Here is an 18,426-nt window from a genome sequence, read left to right on the forward strand (position 1 = left end):
TATCGGCCCACCGAAACGAAAAACGGCGCCGGAAACCTCCGACGCCGTTCTCGATCGAACCGGTCTCGCGTTTAACGCATGCCGGGCGGAAGCGCCTGTCCGGGGGGCGGTGCGCCGGCACCACCGCCCTGCTGCTGCATCATCTGTTGCATCTGCATCTGCTGCAGCACTGCCTCGGGGATGAATTCGATCATGTCGACATCGAACACCAGCACCTGCTTCGACAGTTTCTTGACCTCCGGCGACATCGGCGGCGCACCTTCGGGACGCGGCGCGCCATAGCCGAGCGTCGGCGGCAACCAGAAACGGTAGCGCGACCCCTTCGGCATCAGCTTCAACGCCTCGCCGAACCCCGGCACGACCTGCTTGGGCGACATCGGGGTCGGGTTGCGGCTCTGGTCGAAGATCGTGCCGTCCGTCAGCTTGCCGACATAGTTGATCAGCGTGACGTCGGCATCGGTCGGGGTCGGGCCGCTGCCCTTGGTCAGCACTTCATATTGCAGACCGCTCGCGGTGGTGACGACGCCGGGACGCGAGGCGTTGGCGGCGAGGAACGAGGCCGTTTCGCTGCGCGAACCGACCCAGGCAAAAACCGCCGCAACCAGCAACGCCAGCGCGATCCCGATCCACACCCAGACGATATGACGCTGCTTGACAGGTTGCAGCGGAACGGCAGTGACCGACATCGACACCCCTTTGGCACGCCTCGCGCACCCGATCTCAGGAAACCGGCGGCATCGTCGGCATCAACGCCGACGGGCCGCTATCGGTGGAATTACCGGGCGCCGTCGCGCTCGAGGCGCTTGCGCTCCATCTTGCGCGCCCGGCTGATCGCCGCCGCCCGTTCGCGAGCGCGCTTTTCCGAAGGCTTTTCGTAGTGACGACGCAGCTTCATCTCGCGATACACACCTTCGCGCTGCAGCTTCTTCTTGAGCGCGCGCAGGGCCTGATCGACATTATTTTCACGAACCATGATCTGCATGAGGTCGAAAAACTCCGGGTCTTTTCATCGCAATAGAATAGGGTTCGCCGAAGCATGGCCGCGGCGTGACGCTTCCCCCTAACAGGAGTGCCTCCTGCGGGCAAGCGCGAGCACCCGCCGGGATCAGAACAGCAGGTCGCCCCCCGCGCGTCGCGCCAATATCCGGCCGATCGCGTCGAACAAGGCATCCATCGCCACCGGCTTGAACAGGACTTCGTCGGCACCGGCGGCAAGACATCGCTCGGTCAAGTCGATCGCGGTATCGGCGGTGACGATGATGATCGGCAGCGTTCGTTTCGCATCCTCGCGCGCGCGCACGCGGCGGATGACCTCGAACCCGTCCATGCCGGGCATGCGCAGGTCGAGCAGGACCAGGTCGAACTCTTCCTCGTCGATCCGGCGCAACCCGGCTTCGGCAAGGTCCGCCTCGACCATGGTCGCCCCGGCGACGTCGAGCATGTCGCGGACGACCCGGCGATTCATCGCGTCATCCTCGACGAACAGGATCCTCATGCGTCACCGATCCGAAGGATCGCCTTCTTTTCAAAGCTTTGCATATCGAAATCCGCTATCGCTACGCCGCATTTGAAACAAGGGCTGTTGGCACCGCACCCTGATTATCCCGACCGACGAACAACGCACCGATAAGTTGCTTAGCCGAAACCGGCTTGTTTAGCAATGTTATGACGCTTTTTTCGACATTTACGTCACATTCTTCTGAACTGCACACCAGAACGGCCGGTACCGGTGCCGTCCGCAGCATCGTCCCGATCTCGGCAAGATCGCGCTCCGGGGCATCGCTGCCCGCGCGGAACGCTTTCATATCCATCAACAAAGCGAACACCCTGCCCCCGGCCAGCAGCTCCCGCACCGTCGCCACGTCGTCCACGAACGCGATCGCCGCGCCGTGATCGGCAAACAGGGTCCGCATCATCCCCCGGGCGATCGGATTGCGTTCGAGAATGACCAGCTTGTCCGGGCTCGCATCCTCGCCCCGGTCCATTATTCGCGGAGTCGCCGGCGTTACCGGCAGGTCGAGCGTGAAGGTCGACCCCTCGCCCGCGACACTCGTGACGCGAATGTCGCCCCCCATAGCGCGGGCAAGATTGCGACAGATGGTCAGCCCGAGGCCGGTGCCCCCGAAGCGACGCGTCGTACTGTTGTCGGCTTGCTGAAACGATTCGAAGACATCGTCAATACGGTCGGCGGCGATACCGATACCAGTATCCGTCACGGCGATCCGAACATGTTGGTCGTTGCCCTCGACCCGCAGGCCAATGCCGCCGGTTTCGGTGAACTTCAGCGCATTCGACAGCAGGTTGAAGAGGATCTGGCGCAACCGTACCGGATCGCCCTCGATCCAGCGCGGCACCTGCCCGATCCCCAGCGTGAAGCGCAGCCCGCGATCCTCCGCCTGCCGCCGCGACGATCGCGCCAGCGTCTCGACCGTCTCGATCAGGTCGGTCGGAATGCGTTCGACCGACAGATTGCCCGACTGCATCTTCGCGACGTCGAGAATATCGTCGACCAACGCGCGCATCGTGACCCCGGCGTCGTGGACGATGCCCAGCCGATCGCGCAGGTCGGGCGTCAGTCGGGAATCGCGCAACATGACCTGCGCCATGCCGAGGATGCCGTTGAGCGGGGTGCGGATCTCGTGGCTGGTCGTCGCGAGGAAATCGCCCTTGGCCTTCAACGCCTTTTCCAGCGCGACATTGGTCGCCGCCAGTTCGACGTTGGCGTTGCGCACGGCATTCCGGCTCCGGCGCAACGTCACGACACCGAAGGTCAACAGCGCGACCAGCACCGCGACCGCGGCCGCGATGCCCCCGAACAGGATGCGCTGGTATCGCGCGCTCGCCCGCTCGAACACGATGTTGCGGCGCAGTTCCTCCTGCTTCAGCCGGGCAATGCGCAGTTCCTGATTCTGGAAGTCGAAGCGCGCCGCGATCAACGCGGTCTTGGTCGAGGTGGTGAGCTTCGTCGCCTGTTCGTTCAGCCGGCTGAGCGCTTCCAGATGGGCAAGCGATTTCGGTGCGTCGCCGACCGCCGAATAGACGGCATAGGCGTTCTGGTGATTGTCGCGCGCGGGAAGCCCGGTCGTGCGCAGATCGACCCCGTCGAACGCGGCATCGACCAGCTGCACCGCCAGCGCGGTGTCGCCGCGATCGATCGCCACCCGCGCCGCCAGCGTGCGCAGCTGATCCAGCGAGGCTTTCGACCCGACCGTTTCCGCGATCTTCATGCCCGCCATGACCGACTGCCATGCCGCCGCATCGTCGCCGGCCGCGCGCTGCGTCCGCGCGAGGTTGCGCAGGATCTGCACTTCGAACGACGGGTTGTTGAGCCGGCGCACCGCGACCAGCGCCCGTTCGAAATCCACGATCGCGCGTCGATAGTCGCGCATCTCGCTGATGACGTTGCCGCGATTGTTGAGCAGCGAAACCGACAGCAGGGGATCGCCGCCATAAGCCTCGATCGCCTGCTCGTAATAGCGCAGCGCCGCTTCGAAATCGCTGCCCTGCCGATACAGGGCCCCGATGCTGAGCAACGCCATGGCCTGCCCGCGCCGATCACCGGCGGCAAGATAGACGCGATAGGCCGATTGATAATCGGCCAGCGCCGCTGCCACCTGCCCCTCATCGGCGGACAGGTCGCCCCGCGTGCGCAGCGCATCGCCTTCGATCGCGACACGGGGATTGAGCCTGGCGAGGATTGCCAGCGAACGGTCGACCGAACGCTTGGCGGCGGCCTCCTGGTCGAGCCGGATATAGGCTTCGGCCTGCAACCAGATGCCGGCGGCGACCAGCCGCGAGGAGGCACCGTCGCGTTCCAAGGCGACGCGTTCCAGTTCCTGCCCGGCCCGCAAACCGGCGCGAGGCTCGGCGACCAGCGCGGCGCGAATCGCATCGAAACGGCGGTCCAGCGGGTCGACGCCCGGCTGCGCCCTTGCCGGCAACGCGATGGTCGCCATCCAGAAAGTCAGGGCAAGGAGCGGGAGACACAGGCGCATTGGGGCAAGCTAACCCGATTGGGTTAATGATTGGTACCGATCAACCGGTCTTCCATTGGCCTTCGTTGCGCAGGAAGGACAGGCGCGGGCTGGCCATCGCCGCCAGATGGCCTTCTTCCCGTAAAAAGGTGCGGAACGCCTCGAACTCGATCGGGCGGCTTATCAGATAGCCCTGCACCATGTCGCAGCCCATGACGCCGAGCAGCGCCAGCGCGGCGGGTGTTTCGACGCCTTCGGCGGTCACTTCCATATCGAGCGCATGGGCAAGGTCGATCGTCGAGCGCACGATCAGCGGATCGCGGTTGCTGCTGGTCAGCTGGGTGACGAACAGCTTGTCGATCTTCAATTCGCTGGCGGGCAAGCGTTTGAGATAGGCCAGCGACGACAGGCCGGCCCCATAATCGTCGATCGCCAGCGGCACGCCGATCTCGCTGAACGTCCGCAGATTGGCGATCGCGCTCTCTGGATCGCGGATCACCGCGGTCTCGGTGATCTCGAACCCGACCCGCGCGCCGCCTTCGCGAACGAGTCGGCAGGCTTCGCGGACGAAACCCGGATCGGACAGCAGGACGCCCGACATGTTGATGAAGATCGGAATGTCGTAGCCGGCCGCCGCAAGCATGCGCTGATCGGCGATCACCCGGCGGATCGTCCACAGCGTCAGCGCGCCGATGACGTGCGATCGTTCGGCCGCCTCGATGAAATCGCCGGGCAGCACCAGCCCGCGGGTCGGATGCCGCCACCGCACCAGTGCCTCGGCACTCGCCACGCATTGCTGGCGCACCCGCACCTTGGGCTGATATTGCAGGAATATCTGCCCGTCCTCGATCGCGCCGGGCAGGTCGCGCATTAATTGAACCGGGTCGTGCCCCGCCGCGGGGTCGCTCAGATCGCGTACGACATCCGTGCCGATCTGCTGTCCGTCGACAAGCGCAAGCTCGGCCGCCTCGATCAGGCGAACCTCGTCGGCCTCGCGCACCCGGGCACCGACGCCGCCGATTCGCAACGTCACGCGACAGCTTTCGCCGTTCAGGTCGAACGGCTGCGCCATCGCCGCGCGGATACGCTCGGCCACGGCGTTGCCGGCCGTGGCCGAATCGCGCTCGAACTTGATCTCCAATCCGCTCCGGCCGACCGGCGTGATCCGGCTATCGGCGATCATCGCCCGCAGACGAGCGACGATGTCGGCCAGCGCCGCGCCGGCGCCGACGACCCCGACCTGCCGTCGCAATGCCGCGAAATCCTCGATTTCGGCGAGGAACAGGAAGCGATACCCGGCGGAAGGCGCAACGGCGCGCGCCGACACCGGTCCGTCGCGCACAGCGACCGGCGACAGGGGCCGCTGCCCCCTCCCGTGTCCTGACGGCCCGACCAGCGGGATATGTTCCGAATCGGCGCGTGCCATGATGTTCAGTGCTACCGCCCAAACCCCGAAGCATCCGTTAACGCCAGCAATCGCGGCGAGATGGTTTTCCTGCCGATTTGCGATTGGCCTATGGTTAATTTCCGGTTAATACGGCATCGCGCTTCGGCGCTTCTGGGAGACTGAAAATGCAGGCGTTTTTCGCACTGTTCCGTGATCACTACGGCGAAGACCTTCGTCCGATCTAAATGGAACATTCGCCTGGATCGGGACGGTTCGCCGGAACGATCCAGGCGTTTTTGTGAAACCCCTGTTTTGGGAAACGCCGTGCCGGACCCGGACGGCCGCTGCCCCGACGCGCCCGATTCGGACGCGGCAAAGCTGAACTGGCGGGCACGCGAAGAATCGTTGTCTTGTCGCACCGCCGTGGGTCGCTACCTGCGACGGGACCATGACCGATCCCGTATCCCATCGCCTCACCCATCTCGAACGGCTCGAGGCGGAAAGCATTCATATCCTGCGCGAAGTGGTCGCCGAGGCCGAACGCCCGGTGATGCTGTATTCGGTCGGCAAGGATTCGGCGGTGATGCTGCACCTCGCCAAAAAGGCATTCTATCCGGCCCCCCCGCCCTTCCCGTTGCTGCATGTCGACACGACGTGGAAATTCCGCGCGATGTACGATCTGCGCGACAGGGCGGCGCGCGATGCCGGCATGGAATTGCTGGTCCACCACAATCCCGATGCACAGGCGCGCGGCATCAACCCGTTCGATCATGGCAGCCTGCATACCGATTTGTGGAAGACCGAGGGGCTGAAACAGGCGCTCGATCACTATGGCTTCGACGCCGCCTTCGGTGGTGCCCGCCGCGACGAGGAAAAGAGCCGTGCGAAGGAACGCGTCTTCTCCTTCCGCTCGGCCAATCACCGCTGGGACCCGAAGGCGCAGCGGCCCGAACTGTGGCATCTGTATAACGCGCGGAAAGCGAAGGGCGAATCGATCCGCGTCTTCCCGCTGTCGAACTGGACCGAGCTCGACATCTGGCAATATATCCTGCGCGAGCAGATCGAGATCGTGCCGCTGTATTTCGCCGCGCCCCGCCCGACCGTCGAGCGTGACGGGATGTTGCTGATGGTCGACGACGACCGCTTCCGCCTGCTGCCCGGCGAGATACCGACGACACGATCGATCCGGTTCCGTACGCTCGGCTGCTACCCGCTGACCGGCGCGGTCGAGAGCGAAGCGGCGACGCTGAGCGACGTCATCCAGGAAATGTTGCTGACCACCACCTCCGAACGGCAGGGGCGCGCGATCGACCGCGATGCAGGGTCGGCCAGCATGGAAAAAAAGAAGCAGGAGGGCTATTTTTGATGGCAACCGCGCCCGCCTATACGCCCGACGCCCTGATCGCGGCCGATATCGACGCCTATCTGGCGCAGCACCAGACCAAGTCGCTGCTCCGCTTCATCACCTGCGGATCGGTCGACGACGGCAAATCGACGCTGATCGGTCGGCTGCTCTATGATTCGAAGATGATCTTCGAGGATCAGCTCGCCGCACTGGAGAGCGATTCGAAGCGCGTCGGCACGCAGGGGCAGGAGATCGATTTCGCGCTGCTGGTCGACGGCCTTGCCGCCGAGCGCGAACAGGGCATCACCATCGACGTCGCCTATCGCTTCTTCGCGACCGAGAAGCGCAAGTTCATCGTCGCCGATACGCCCGGCCACGAACAATATACCCGCAACATGGTGACCGGCGCGTCGACGGCCGATCTGGCGGTGATCCTGATCGACGCGCGCAAGGGCGTGCTGACCCAGACGCGGCGGCACAGCTATCTCGCGCATCTGATCGGCATCCGGCACATCGTGCTGGCGGTGAACAAGATGGATCTGGTCGGGTACGACCGGGCGACGTTCGATCGCATCGTCGCCGACTATGCCGCATTCGCCGAATCGATCGGCATCGCCGGCTTCACCGCGATTCCGTTGTCGGGGTTCAAGGGCGACAATATCGCCGCCCTCTCCGACAACACGCCATGGTATGCCGGCCCGGCCCTGATCGAGCATCTCGAATCGGTCGCGCTCGACAGCGATGCGGCAGCGGCGAAGCCGTTCCGCCTGCCGGTGCAGTGGGTCAACCGCCCCGACCTCGACTTCCGCGGCTTCGCCGGCCTGATCGCCAGCGGGACCATCCGTCCGGGCGATGCCGTGCGGGTGCTGCCGTCGGGCAAGACGTCGCGCGTGGCGCGGATCGTGTCGATGGACGGCGATCTGGCGGAGACGGTCGCCGGTCAGTCGGTGACGCTGACCCTGACCGACGAGATCGACTGTTCGCGCGGCGACGTGATCGCCGCCGCCGACGCGCCGCCGCAGGTCGCCGACCAGTTCCGCGCGACGATCGTGTGGATGGACGGCGAACCGATGCTGCCCGGCCGCGCCTATTGGCTGAAGACCGGGGCCGGCACCGTCTCGGCGACGGTGCAGCCCCCGCGCCATGCGATCGACGTCAACACGCTGGCCGAATTGTCGGTGAAGACGCTGTCGCTCAATGACATCGGTGTGGCCGACGTCTTCACCGATCGCGGCATCGCCTTCGAACCCTATGCCGACAATCGCGACCTCGGCGGGTTCATCCTCATCGACAAGATCACCAATGCCACCGTCGCCGCCGGCATGATCGACTATTGCCTGCGGCGTAGTCAGAATGTGCATTGGCAGTCGATCGACATCACGCGGCAGGCGCACGCCGCGCAGAAGAACCAAAGCCCCCGCGTCCTTTGGTTCACCGGCCTGTCGGGGTCGGGCAAGTCGACCATCGCCAATCTGGTCGAGAAGAAGCTGCATACGCTCGGCAAGCACAGCTTCCTGCTCGACGGCGACAATGTCCGCCACGGGCTGAACCGCGATCTGGGCTTCACCGATGCCGACCGGGTCGAGAATGTCCGCCGCGTCGGCGAGGTCGCCAAGCTGATGGCCGATGCCGGACTGATCGTGCTGACCGCCTTCATCTCGCCGTTCCGTGCCGAGCGCGATCTGGCGCGGTCGATGCTGCCGGCGGGCGAGTTCGTCGAGGTGTTCGTCGATACGCCGCTGGCCGTCGCCGAGGCGCGCGACGTGAAGGGGCTGTATGCCAAGGCGCGCAGCGGCGCGCTGGCCAATTTCACCGGCATCGACAGCCCCTACGAACCGCCGCTCGCACCCGAAATCCATGTAGATACGACGCGCGAGACGCCGGAAGCGGCCGCCGAACGCATCGTCGAACATGTGCTCGGCATCTGGGCACCGGTATTGTGACCGACGACGCACTTCTCGCCACCGCGATCGCCGCCGAGGCTGGCAAGCTGTTGCTCGCGATCCGGGCGGAGGGGCGCGAGACCGGCAAGGCGCTGGGCGACCGCGGCGACCGGGAAGCGAATACGCTGATCCTCGAACGACTGCGCACCGCCCGCCCCGATGCGTTCGTGCTGTCTGAGGAGTCCGCCGACGACAAGGCGCGCTGTGCCGCTGCGCAGACATGGATCGTCGATCCGCTGGACGGCACCCGCGAATATGCCGAAGGACGCGACGACTGGGCGGTGCATATCGCGCTCGCGGTCGGTGGCCGTGCGGAGGCCGGGGCGGTCGCGTTGCCGTCGCTGGGCATCACCTTGTCGAGCAGCCCCGCCCCGGTGGTGCCGCCCCGCCCCGATCGCCCGCGCATGGTCGTCAGTCGTACCCGCCCCGCGCCGCAGGCGCTGGCGGTTGCCGAAGCGATCGATGCCGAACTGATCCCGATGGGATCGGCGGGTGCCAAGGCAATGGCGGTGGTGCTTGGGCAGGCCGACATCTATCTGCACGCCGGCGGGCAATATGAGTGGGACAGCTGCGCGCCGGTCGCGGTGGCGCTGGCAGCCGGATTGCACGCGTCGCGGATCGACGGGTCGCCGCTCTATTATAACTGTCAGGATACGTGGCTGCCCGATCTGCTGATCTGTCGGCGCGACGATGCGGCCCGGATCCTGCCGATTATCGCCGGTCTGGGGCTCGACCGGTAGCGTACGGCTTCCAAGCGGCCGCCGCCCTGGTTTGACCGATCGGGGCGGGTCCGATGCTTCGATCCGTTCGCCGACAACAGGCTGCGATCGATGCCGGCCTGTGGCCCATGTCCGTCGTCCCCGCCGACCCCGGTTGCGGCCACGAACCGCATCGCATCTGGCCTCGGCACGACCCACCTGTCAGAAGCGGGCCATGGGCAATCATCATCACGACCATGGCGACCATTCCGGGCATGGTCATCACCAGCACGGGTCGCACGGGCATCTGGGCCATTCGCATGCCCCTGCCGATTTCGGCCGCGCCTTTGCGATCGGAACGCTGCTCAACATCGGCTTCGTGCTGGTCGAGGGCGCGGCGGGCTTCTGGTTCGATTCGATGGCGCTGCTTGCCGATGCCGGGCACAATCTGTCGGACGTGCTGGGGCTGCTGATCGCATGGGGCGGGGTCGAACTGGCCAAGCGGCCGGCATCGCGGCGGTTCACCTATGGCCTTGGCGCGTCGACGATCCTCGCCGCGCTCGCCAACGCGCTGGTGCTGCTGATCGCGGTCGGGGCGATCCTGCTCGAAACGATCCAGCGGCTGGGCAGTCCGCGCCCGATCGATGGCTGGCCGGTCGTCTGGGTCGCGCTGGCCGGGATCGTCGTCAACCTTGCCACCGCACTGCTGTTCGCGCGCGGGCGGCATGGCGACGTCAATATCCGCGGCGCATATCTGCACATGGCGGCCGATGCGGCGGTGTCGGCGGGGGTGGTGATCGCCGGGCTGGCGATCCTGTGGACCGGGGCGGGATGGATCGATCCGGTCGTCAGCCTTGCGGTCGTCGCGATCATCCTGATCGGAACGTGGAGCCTGCTGAGCGAATCGCTGCTCCTCGCGCTACAGGCGGTGCCGCGCGGGATCGATGCGGCGGCGGTCGAGGCGCTGCTGGCCGGTCTGCCGGGCGTCGCGCGGGTGCACGACCTGCACATCTGGCCGATGAGCACCACCGAAACCGCGCTGACCGCGCATCTGGTGATGCCCGACGGGCATCCGGGCGACGCGTTCCTGACCGACCTGTCGGAACGGCTGGAGCAGGCGTTCGGCATCGGCCATGCGACGGTGCAGGTCGAGACCGGCGACGATTGCGCGCTGACCCACGCGCATTGAGGGCTTTGGTCTGCGCCCCATAAGCGTATCCCCGCGCAGGCGGGGATACGCTTTCCCTTGGTGAAACTTACCGTGCCACCGACACGCGATAGATCATGCGGTGATGGTACGGCTTGCCCGGTTCGACCCGCGCCGATCCGAATGCCGGCTGGTTGGGCGTATCGGGGAATTTCTGCGGTTCGAGCGCGATGCCGTCGCCCATACGATAGACATGGCGATTCTTGCCGATCAGCGTCCCGTCGATGAAATTGCCCGAATAGAATTGCACGCCCGGTTCGGTCGTCAGCACTTCGAGCACGCGGCCCGATGCCGGGTCTTCGAGGCGTGCGGCAAGCTTGGGTTCACGCGTAATCCCGGCATCGAGCACGAAATTATGGTCATAGCCGCGCCCGGCGACGATCTGCGGATCGCGACCGTCGCGGACATCCTGTCCGACGATCCGCCCGCGGGTGAAATCGAACACCGTGCCCGCGACCGGACGACGCTCGCCGGTCGGGATCAGCGCGTCGTTGACGGGCGTGTAGCGGCTGGCCGGAATGGTCAGCTTGTGGGTCATTGTGCCCAATGCGCTACCCTCGCCGCCCATGTCGAACAGCGCGTGGTTGGTCAGGTTGACGATGGTCGGCGCATCGCTCTTCGCATCGAAATCGATGGTCAGCGCGCCCTTGTCGTCGAGCGCATAGGTCACCGTCACGTCGAGCGTGCCGGGATAGCCCTGATCGCCGGCCGGGCTGTTCAGCGTCATCGTCACCGACGCGCTCGGGCCGTCCTTGACCGACACGATCCGCCACACGCGCTTGTCGAAGCCGTCCGTGCCGCCGTGCAGCGAATTGGCCTTATCGTTCCGGGTCAGCTGATATGCCTTCCCGTCGAGCGTGAACTTGCCGCCGGCGATGCGGTTGGCATAGCGGCCGATCGTCTGGCCCCAGTAATTGGGCGCGGTGACATAGCTGGCGGCATCGTCATAGCCGAGCGTGACGTCGGCGACCTTGCCCTTGCGATCCGGAGCGTTGAGCGCCTGCAACGTCGCGCCCAGCGTCATGATCCGGGCGCTGACGCCGTTGCTGCCGGTCAGCGTCACCATCTCGACCGCGGTACCGTCGGGCAGCTTGCCGAAGCTCGACCGCTTGGCCGTCGCCGCGTTGGCGGTCCCCGCACACAACAGGGTCGCCACCGCCAACGCGCTGATCGAAATCGCCTTTTTCATCGTCACCCTCCCAAAGCCACCGGCGGGGCTATCGCGCCGCGTCCGGTTCGTCGGGAGGGGTATAGTCAGACAATAACGGCTTGTTCAAGCGGCGAGCGGCGCAAAGCTCAGCCGTCGCCGAGCCGCTCGATATCGGCACCGACCGCCTGCAGCTTTTCCTCCAGCCGCTCATAGCCGCGGTCGAGGTGATAGACGCGGCTGACCGACGTCTCGCCCTCCGCCGCAAGCCCGGCGATGATGAGGCTCATCGATGCGCGCAGGTCGGTCGCCATCACCGGCGCACCGACCAGTCCGGCGACCCCGCGCACCACCGCCGAACGGCCGGTGACGGTGATGTCCGCCCCCATCCGCGCCAGTTCGGGCACGTGCATGTAGCGGTTTTCAAAGATCGTCTCGGTCAGCACGCTGGCACCGTCGGCGCGTGCCAGCAGCGCCATGAACTGTGCCTGCATGTCGGTCGCGAACCCGGGATAGGGTGCGGTCGACAGGTTGATCGGACGGATATCACCGCTCGCCTCGACGAACAGCGAGGTCGCTTCCTCGCGCACTGCCACGCCCGCCTCGACCAGTGCGTCGATCGTCGCGCGCATGTCGCTGGCCACGACATTGGCCAGCTCGACCGCGCCGCCGGTGATCGCGGCGGCACAGGCATAGCTGCCCGCTTCGATCCGGTCGGGCATCACCGCATAGGTCGCGCCGTGCAGCTTGTCGCGCCCCTCGATGGTCAGCGTGTCGCTGCCGATGCCGTCGATGCTCGCCCCCATCGCGACGAGGCAGCGGCAAAGGTCGACGATCTCGGGCTCGCGCGCCGCGTTTTCGAGGACGCTGGTGCCCTTCGCCAGCACCGCCGCCATCACCGCATTCTCGGTCGCGCCGACCGACACCACCGGGAAACGATAGCGGCCGCCGGGCAGACGTCCGCCGGGGGCGGTCGCCTTCACATAGCCCGCGGCCAGCTCGATCTCGGCACCCAGTGCCTCCAGCGCCTTCAGATGCAGGTCGATCGGACGGTTGCCGATCGCGCAGCCGCCGGGCAGCGACACCGTCGCCTCACCGGCGCGCGCGACCAGCGGCCCGAGCACGAGGATCGACGCGCGCATCTTGCGGACGATGTCATAGGGCGCGACCGTCGACGTCAGCCGCTGGCCACGCAGCGTCATCACCCGGCCGAATTCGCTGGGGTGCGATCCCTCGATCGTGGTCGATACGCCGAACTGATTGAGCAGATGGCCAAAGCTGTCGACGTCGGCCAGCCGCGGCAGATTGCGCAGCGTCAGCGGCTCTTCGGTCAGCAGCGCGCACGGCAACAGGGTGAGTGCGGCGTTCTTCGCGCCTGAAATGACGATGCGGCCGGACAGGCGATTGCCGCCGCGAATGACGATACGATCCATGGGGCAGCTTCTAGTGGGTCGCAACACACAAGCAAGAGGCCTGCAATCCCCGGCACGGGGAGGGGGACCGTCGCCGAAGGCGATGGTGGAGGGGGTGCCCCGCGAACGCAACGGTGCCGACTACGGCCCACCCCCTCCACCAGCCTGCGGCTGGTCCCCCTCCCCGTGAACGGGGAGGATCTATGTCACCCGTTGCCTGGCCGCGGGGTTCGGGTCATTCTCTCGTCATCGGGGCTATGGTGGAGATGATCGGTGACCGGAATCGCCGTTACGTTGCTGACGCTCGCAACGCTGATCGTTATGTCGGTCCGCTTTGATCGGCGTCACCGCGGGATCGCACGGTTACCGATGCAATGGTCGCTGTCGGGTCGTGTGAACTGGACCGCGCCGCGCCGCCTTGCGCTGGCGTTCACACCGGTGCTGGCGGCGATCGTCCTGACGACCATCCAGATTACCGCACCCGTGCAGACCCAGCCGCCGGGGTCGGACGGGTCGGTATTGCCCGCCCTGCTGACGGCGGCGCTGTTGCTGGTCGTCACCCATGCGATTCATCTTCGGCTTTGCGACCGGACGACCAGTCGCATGAACTGACGAAGGGTATCAGGCGGAAGCCGGGCTCAAGCCTTTTCCAGCGTGCATTGCAGCGGGTGCTGGTTCTGGCGGGCGAAGTCCATGACTTGCGCCACCTTGGTCTCCGCCACCTCGTAGGTGAAGACGCCGCACACGCCGACGCCGCGCTGGTGGACGTGCAGCATCACCCGCGTCGCTTCCTCCATGCTCATGCGGAAGAAGCGTTGCAGGCACAGGACAACGAATTCCATCGGCGTGTAATCGTCGTTCAGCATCAGCACGCGGTAGGGCGTGGGCTTCTTGACGCGGGTTTGGGTGGCGACGCCGAGACCGGTCGAGCGGTCGTCGTCATGGTCGCGGTCGTCGCCGGCCATCTGGATGCAAAGCTGTCGAGACATGTCGCCACAAAATATGGCATGCGGGCCGGACAGGGCAAGGGGGTGCGTGGTCATATGCGCCGATTTGGAAATGACAAAAGGGGCGACCGCTCGCGCGACCGCCCCCTTCGTTAATCCGTAAAGGTAACCGACCGCTTACGCGGTGGTCTTCACCTTGTCGGCGGCAACCGCAACGCGGTTGCTGATCGGCTGCGCGGCGTCGCCGGCCAGCTTGATCATCATTTCGGTGGTCTTCGACGCTTCGGCGACGAACGAGTCGAACGACTGACGGACGAAGTCCGACTGCAGCTTCATGAACTCGGCCGGCGACTTCACCGTCGCGAGCGTCTTGGCGGTCGACGTCGCGTGTTCGAACGACTTGCGACCGAAATCGGCCATTTCCTGACCCAGGGTTTCAAGGCCCTTGGCGGCGATGCGGCTGGCTTCGACCATCGCTTCGATGTTGCCCTTGGCCATCTCGTTCATTTCCTCGAAGCCCTTGGCGCCCTTTTCCATGGCGGCCTTCGCCTTTTCGTTGAACTCGGTCGACACGGCCTGCGCCTTGTTCGCGGCGTCCTGTGCGAAGTTCTGCGCCTTGTTGGCGGTATTCTGGGCGGTGGCGGTCGCTTCGTTGGTGACGTCCATGGTCTTTTCCTCGACTTGTGCGGTTACGGTTTCGACCGCCGCGGTGGTTTCCTCGGCCATGACCGTGCTGGTCTCGACCGCGGTTTCGGCGACTTCCACGACCGGCTCGACCGGCGGCGTCGGAATGACGGCGGCGGCGGTTTCGGTCTTGAAAGGCAATTCGACGGGAGCCGGCTTGGGCGCCGCCACGAACGGCACGGGCGGAATTTCCGCCTGTTCGGGTTCGGCGGGCGGCACCACGGCTTCCGGCGCGGCAGCCTCGACGGGTGCCGTGGCGACCGGTCGGGTGGATCGGGAAATGGCAGGCTTGCGCGTGCCGGTCTTCGGACCTCTGATGGCCACTCGGACATCCTCCATCTGATTACTGCTGCGGCGCATCACCTAATCGATCGGCGTGACGCTTTCAAGACGATTTTGTTGCGCCGCAGCATAAATATACAGATAGAAAAATCAAATGTTCTTATCGGGTTCGGACATATTCTCCCGGCGCGTCGCCCAATGCTGCTGCACTGCCGCCACCGGGAATGCGCGCCCCGGTCGCCGGTACGGCACCGCCGTCCGCCGCCGCAATCCATTGCCGCCAGTCCGGCCACCAGCTGCCCTTAATCTCCTTCGCCCCCGCGACGAAGGCGGCAAGCGAGTCGGCTGGTTCGTCGTTGGTCCAATATTGATATTTGCCGGCGGACGGCGGGTTCACGACGCCGGCGATATGCCCCGATCCCGCCAGCACGAACCGCAACGGCCCGGCGAAATGCTCGGTTACCTTCCACACGCTTTCGGGCGGGGCGATATGATCCTCGCGACCTGCCTGGATATAGGATGGGGTCTTGATGGTGGTCAGGTCGATCGGCGTGCCGTCGACGGTCATCGACCCCGCCTGCACCAGCCGGTTGTCACGGTACAGGTCGGTCAGATACCCCAGATGCCAGTTCGCCGGCAGGTTGGTGACGTCGGCGTTCCAGTGGAGCAGGTCGAACGGCGCATAATCGTTGCCGAGCAGATAGTTGTTGGTGACGTAGTTCCAGATCAGGTCGCGCCCGCGCAGCAGGTTGAACGTCGCGGCCATGTATCGCCCGTCGAGATAGCCGTCCTTGCCGACCTGCCGGATCATCTTCAGCTGCTCGTCATCGACGAACAGCGACAATTCGCCGGCCTGGCTGAAATCGACCTGCGCGGTGAAGAAGGTGGCGGTGGCGACCTTGGCCGCCTCGCCGCGTGCCTCCAGCAGCGCCAGCGTCGCCGCCAGCGTGGTCCCGGCCACGCAATATCCGATGGCATGCACCGATTCGACGTCCAGCGCCGCGCGCACCGTATCGATCGCGTCGATCTGCCCGCGCACGACATAATCGTCCCACGTCACGTCCTTCATCGACGCATCGGCCGATTTCCACGACACGACGAAGACGCTCAGACCCTGCTCGACCGCCCAGCGGATGAAGCTCTTCTCGGGCGTCAGGTCGAGAATGTAGAAGCGGTTGATCCATGGCGGAAAGATCAGCAGCGGGATCGCCCCGACCTTTTCGGTGGTCGGCGCATAGTGGATCAGTTCGTAGAGCGGCGTGCGCTTGATGACCTTGCCCGGTGTCATCGCGACGTTGCGGCCCAGTTCGAACGCGCTGGTGTCGCTCTGCGTCATCTGCCCCCGGGCCATGTCGGCCAGCATGTTCTGCATGCCCTTCAGCAGGTTCTCGCCGCGCGTCTCGATGATCTTCTCGACGACCAGCGGGTTCGTCGTGGGAAAGTTGGTCGGGCTCATCGCGTCGATCAGCCCGCGCGTGGCGAAGCGCAGCTGCTCCTTCTGCTTGGCATCGACGCCGTCGATCGCATCGACGCCCTTCAGCATGTGGTCGGCGATCAGGAAATAGCTCTGTCGGATGAAGGCGAACACCGGGTCGTCATGCCATTGCTTGGCCTTGAACCGCTTGTCGCGGGCGCGTTCGGGCGATTCGTCGACCGGCGTCGCATTGGCGGGGTCGAGGAAGCGCTGCCACAGCTTCATCGTATCGGTCCAGAAGTCGGTCTGCACCTTCAGCATGCCGGTCGGGTCGGGCAAGGCGGGCGCGCGTTCCATTAGGTCGATGCCCTGTTCGAGCATCATCTGCTGCGCACGGCCGAGCATCTGCGTCCAGTGCTGCATCTCTTCGAGCGACATGGTCGGCAGGGCCGGATCGGCCGTTCCGGTCGGCTTCGCGGTCGATTCGGTCATTTTCCTCTCCATGGCGGCCCGGGCGCTCTACCGGTCAGCGGCTTCGTAGCGTAAGGATGCACCCGAAAGGAACGAGAATGTCCGACGAATTCTACCGCATGAAACGCCTGCCCCCCTATGTCATCGCGGAAGTGAACGCGATGCGGGCGGCGGCGCGTGCCGGTGGCGAGGACATTATCGACCTCGGCATGGGCAACCCCGATCTGCCGCCGCCCGACCACGTCATCGAAAAGCTGGTAGAGGTCGCGCGCAAGCCCTCCGCGCACGGCTATTCACAGTCGCGCGGCATTCCGGGCCTGCGCCGCGCACAGGCCAATTATTACGGCCGCCGCTTCGGCGTCGACATCGATCCCGACAGCGAAGTCGTGGTGACGATGGGGTCGAAGGAGGGTCTCGCCAGCCTCGCCACCGCGATCACCGCGCCGGGCGACGTGATCCTCGCGCCCAATCCCAGCTACCCGATCCACATGTTCGGTTTCATCATCGCCGGGGCGACGATCCGCGCCGTGCCGACCACGCCCGACGAACATTATTTCGAAAGCCTCGAACGCGCTATGGCGTTCACCGTGCCCAAGCCCAGCGTGCTGGTGATGGGATATCCGTCGAACCCGACCGCCGAAGTCGTCGACCTCGCCTTTTACGAGCGCGTCGTGGCGTTCGCGAAGGAACATGGGTTGTGGGTCATCTCCGACCTCGCCTATTCCGAGCTCTATTATGACGGCTGCCCGACGCCCTCGATCCTCCAGGTGAAGGGGGCGAAGGACGTCGCGATCGAATTCACCTCGCTCAGCAAGACCTATTCGATGGCCGGCTGGCGGATGGGCTTCGGGGTGGGCAACAAGAAGCTGATCGCGGCGATGACTCGGGTGAAGTCGTATCTCGATTACGGTGCCTTCACCCCGATCCAGGCGGCGGCCTGCGCCGCGCTCAACGGTCCGCAGGATATCGTCGAGAAGAATCGCCAGCTATATCACAAGCGCCGCGACGTACTGGTCGAAAGCTTCGGTCGTGCCGGCTGGGACATCCCCTCCCCGCGCGCGTCGATGTTCGCCTGGGCACCGCTGCCGCCCGCCCTCGCGCATCTGGGATCGCTCGAATTCGCCAAGCAGCTGCTGACCGAGGCGAAGGTCGCGGTCGCGCCGGGCGTCGGCTATGGTGAGAATGGCGAGGGCTATGTGCGCATCGCCATGGTCGAGAACGAACAGCGGCTGCGACAGGCGGCGCGCAACGTAAAGAAGTATCTGCAATCGATGGGGGTGAATACGCCGGCGGGACGCAGCGCGGGGTAATCTCTTCTCCCCTCCCTGACAGGGAGGGGGCGGGGGTGGGTCGGCCCGCGAGGGAAGGCTGCCGTGCAACAACGGGCCAACCCACCCCCGACCCCTCCCTTGTTCAAGGGAGTGTTCACTTCGGACTCTGTAGACGTTTTCTGGCGAGGAAGATGTCGAGGGTGATCTCGAGCATCTGTTGGGTCTTGGAGGCGCGTTTGGTTCG

16 protein-coding genes are annotated in these 18,426 nt (G+C 65.4%); 6 read left to right on the top strand and 10 right to left on the bottom strand.

The window, feature by feature from the left end; translation table 11 throughout:
* Nucleotides 1–71: 71 nt before the first annotated feature.
* From ASE70_RS05545 to ASE70_RS05565, 5 genes are all read right to left on the bottom strand, one after another.
* Nucleotides 72–686: an FKBP-type peptidyl-prolyl cis-trans isomerase gene (locus ASE70_RS05545; RefSeq protein WP_056502234.1), complete on the bottom strand. Its 615-nt coding sequence runs from the start codon at nt 684–686 to the stop codon at nt 72–74.
* Between the two features lie 89 nt (nt 687–775).
* The gene (rpsU, locus tag ASE70_RS05550; protein WP_056397945.1) at nt 776–982 is read right to left on the bottom strand and encodes a 30S ribosomal protein S21; all 207 of its coding nucleotides are present in this window, start codon (nt 980–982) and stop codon (nt 776–778) included.
* 123 nt (nt 983–1,105) lie between these two features.
* Entirely contained in the window at nt 1,106–1,495 is a 390-nt protein-coding gene (locus tag ASE70_RS05555; protein WP_056397948.1) for a response regulator, read from the bottom strand.
* Between the two features lie 61 nt (nt 1,496–1,556).
* Nucleotides 1,557–3,995, bottom strand: coding sequence for an ATP-binding protein (locus ASE70_RS05560; RefSeq protein WP_082450732.1), 2,439 nt, complete (start codon nt 3,993–3,995; stop codon nt 1,557–1,559).
* Nucleotides 3,996–4,035: 40 nt separating this feature from the next.
* The gene (locus tag ASE70_RS05565) at nt 4,036–5,400 is read right to left on the bottom strand and encodes a bifunctional diguanylate cyclase/phosphodiesterase (RefSeq protein ID WP_082450735.1); all 1,365 of its coding nucleotides are present in this window, start codon (nt 5,398–5,400) and stop codon (nt 4,036–4,038) included.
* A 409-nt stretch (nt 5,401–5,809) separates the two neighbouring features.
* Here ASE70_RS05565 and cysD point away from each other — a divergent pair, with 409 nt between their 5' ends.
* The 4 genes from cysD (at nt 5,810) to ASE70_RS05590 (ending at nt 10,536) form a co-directional block, all read left to right on the top strand.
* Complete coding sequence (gene cysD / locus ASE70_RS05570) at nt 5,810–6,727, top strand: sulfate adenylyltransferase subunit CysD (protein WP_056502239.1); 918 nt, start codon at nt 5,810–5,812, stop codon at nt 6,725–6,727.
* Complete coding sequence (gene cysN / locus ASE70_RS05575) at nt 6,727–8,649, top strand: sulfate adenylyltransferase subunit CysN (RefSeq protein ID WP_056502242.1); 1,923 nt, start codon at nt 6,727–6,729, stop codon at nt 8,647–8,649. The genes cysD and cysN overlap by 1 nt, the downstream gene beginning before the upstream one ends.
* Entirely contained in the window at nt 8,643–9,389 is a 747-nt protein-coding gene (locus ASE70_RS05580) for a 3'(2'),5'-bisphosphate nucleotidase CysQ (protein WP_056502273.1), read from the top strand. Before cysN ends, ASE70_RS05580 begins: the two co-directional genes overlap by 7 nt.
* 193 nt (nt 9,390–9,582) lie before the next feature.
* Nucleotides 9,583–10,536 (top strand): cation diffusion facilitator family transporter, encoded by a 954-nt coding sequence (locus tag ASE70_RS05590; RefSeq protein WP_056397959.1) that lies wholly within the window; start codon nt 9,583–9,585, stop codon nt 10,534–10,536.
* A 67-nt stretch (nt 10,537–10,603) separates the two neighbouring features.
* On the opposite strand, the gene ASE70_RS05595 is transcribed toward ASE70_RS05590, so the two are convergent.
* Nucleotides 10,604–11,743 (bottom strand): aldose epimerase family protein, encoded by a 1,140-nt coding sequence (locus ASE70_RS05595; RefSeq protein WP_056502247.1) that lies wholly within the window; start codon nt 11,741–11,743, stop codon nt 10,604–10,606.
* Between the two features lie 107 nt (nt 11,744–11,850).
* On the bottom strand, nt 11,851–13,134 hold the full coding sequence (murA, locus tag ASE70_RS05600; protein WP_056502248.1) for a UDP-N-acetylglucosamine 1-carboxyvinyltransferase: 1,284 nt from the start codon (nt 13,132–13,134) through the stop codon (nt 11,851–11,853).
* A gap of 252 nt (nt 13,135–13,386) precedes the next feature.
* Here murA and ASE70_RS05605 point away from each other — a divergent pair, with 252 nt between their 5' ends.
* A complete protein-coding gene (locus ASE70_RS05605; protein WP_056502255.1) occupies nt 13,387–13,725 on the top strand; it encodes a hypothetical protein in 339 nt (112 codons plus the stop codon).
* Between the two features lie 26 nt (nt 13,726–13,751).
* On the opposite strand, the gene clpS is transcribed toward ASE70_RS05605, so the two are convergent.
* From clpS to ASE70_RS05620, 3 genes are all read right to left on the bottom strand, one after another.
* Nucleotides 13,752–14,078 (bottom strand): ATP-dependent Clp protease adapter ClpS, encoded by a 327-nt coding sequence (clpS, locus tag ASE70_RS05610; protein WP_066688376.1) that lies wholly within the window; start codon nt 14,076–14,078, stop codon nt 13,752–13,754.
* 159 nt (nt 14,079–14,237) lie between these two features.
* Nucleotides 14,238–15,104 carry a phasin family protein gene (gene phaP, locus ASE70_RS05615; RefSeq protein ID WP_235519625.1) on the bottom strand — a complete coding sequence of 289 codons (867 nt, stop codon included), beginning with the start codon at nt 15,102–15,104 and terminating at the stop codon, nt 14,238–14,240.
* An 82-nt stretch (nt 15,105–15,186) separates the two neighbouring features.
* Nucleotides 15,187–16,932 carry a PHA/PHB synthase family protein gene (locus ASE70_RS05620; RefSeq protein ID WP_056502258.1) on the bottom strand — a complete coding sequence of 582 codons (1,746 nt, stop codon included), beginning with the start codon at nt 16,930–16,932 and terminating at the stop codon, nt 15,187–15,189.
* Between the two features lie 77 nt (nt 16,933–17,009).
* Here ASE70_RS05620 and ASE70_RS05625 point away from each other — a divergent pair, with 77 nt between their 5' ends.
* Nucleotides 17,010–18,221 carry an LL-diaminopimelate aminotransferase gene (locus ASE70_RS05625; protein WP_056397972.1) on the top strand — a complete coding sequence of 404 codons (1,212 nt, stop codon included), beginning with the start codon at nt 17,010–17,012 and terminating at the stop codon, nt 18,219–18,221.
* Nucleotides 18,222–18,426 lie beyond the last annotated feature (205 nt).

The sequence above is a fragment of the Sphingomonas sp. Leaf22 genome, from assembly GCF_001421715.1.
GTDB lineage: Bacteria > Pseudomonadota > Alphaproteobacteria > Sphingomonadales > Sphingomonadaceae > Sphingomonas.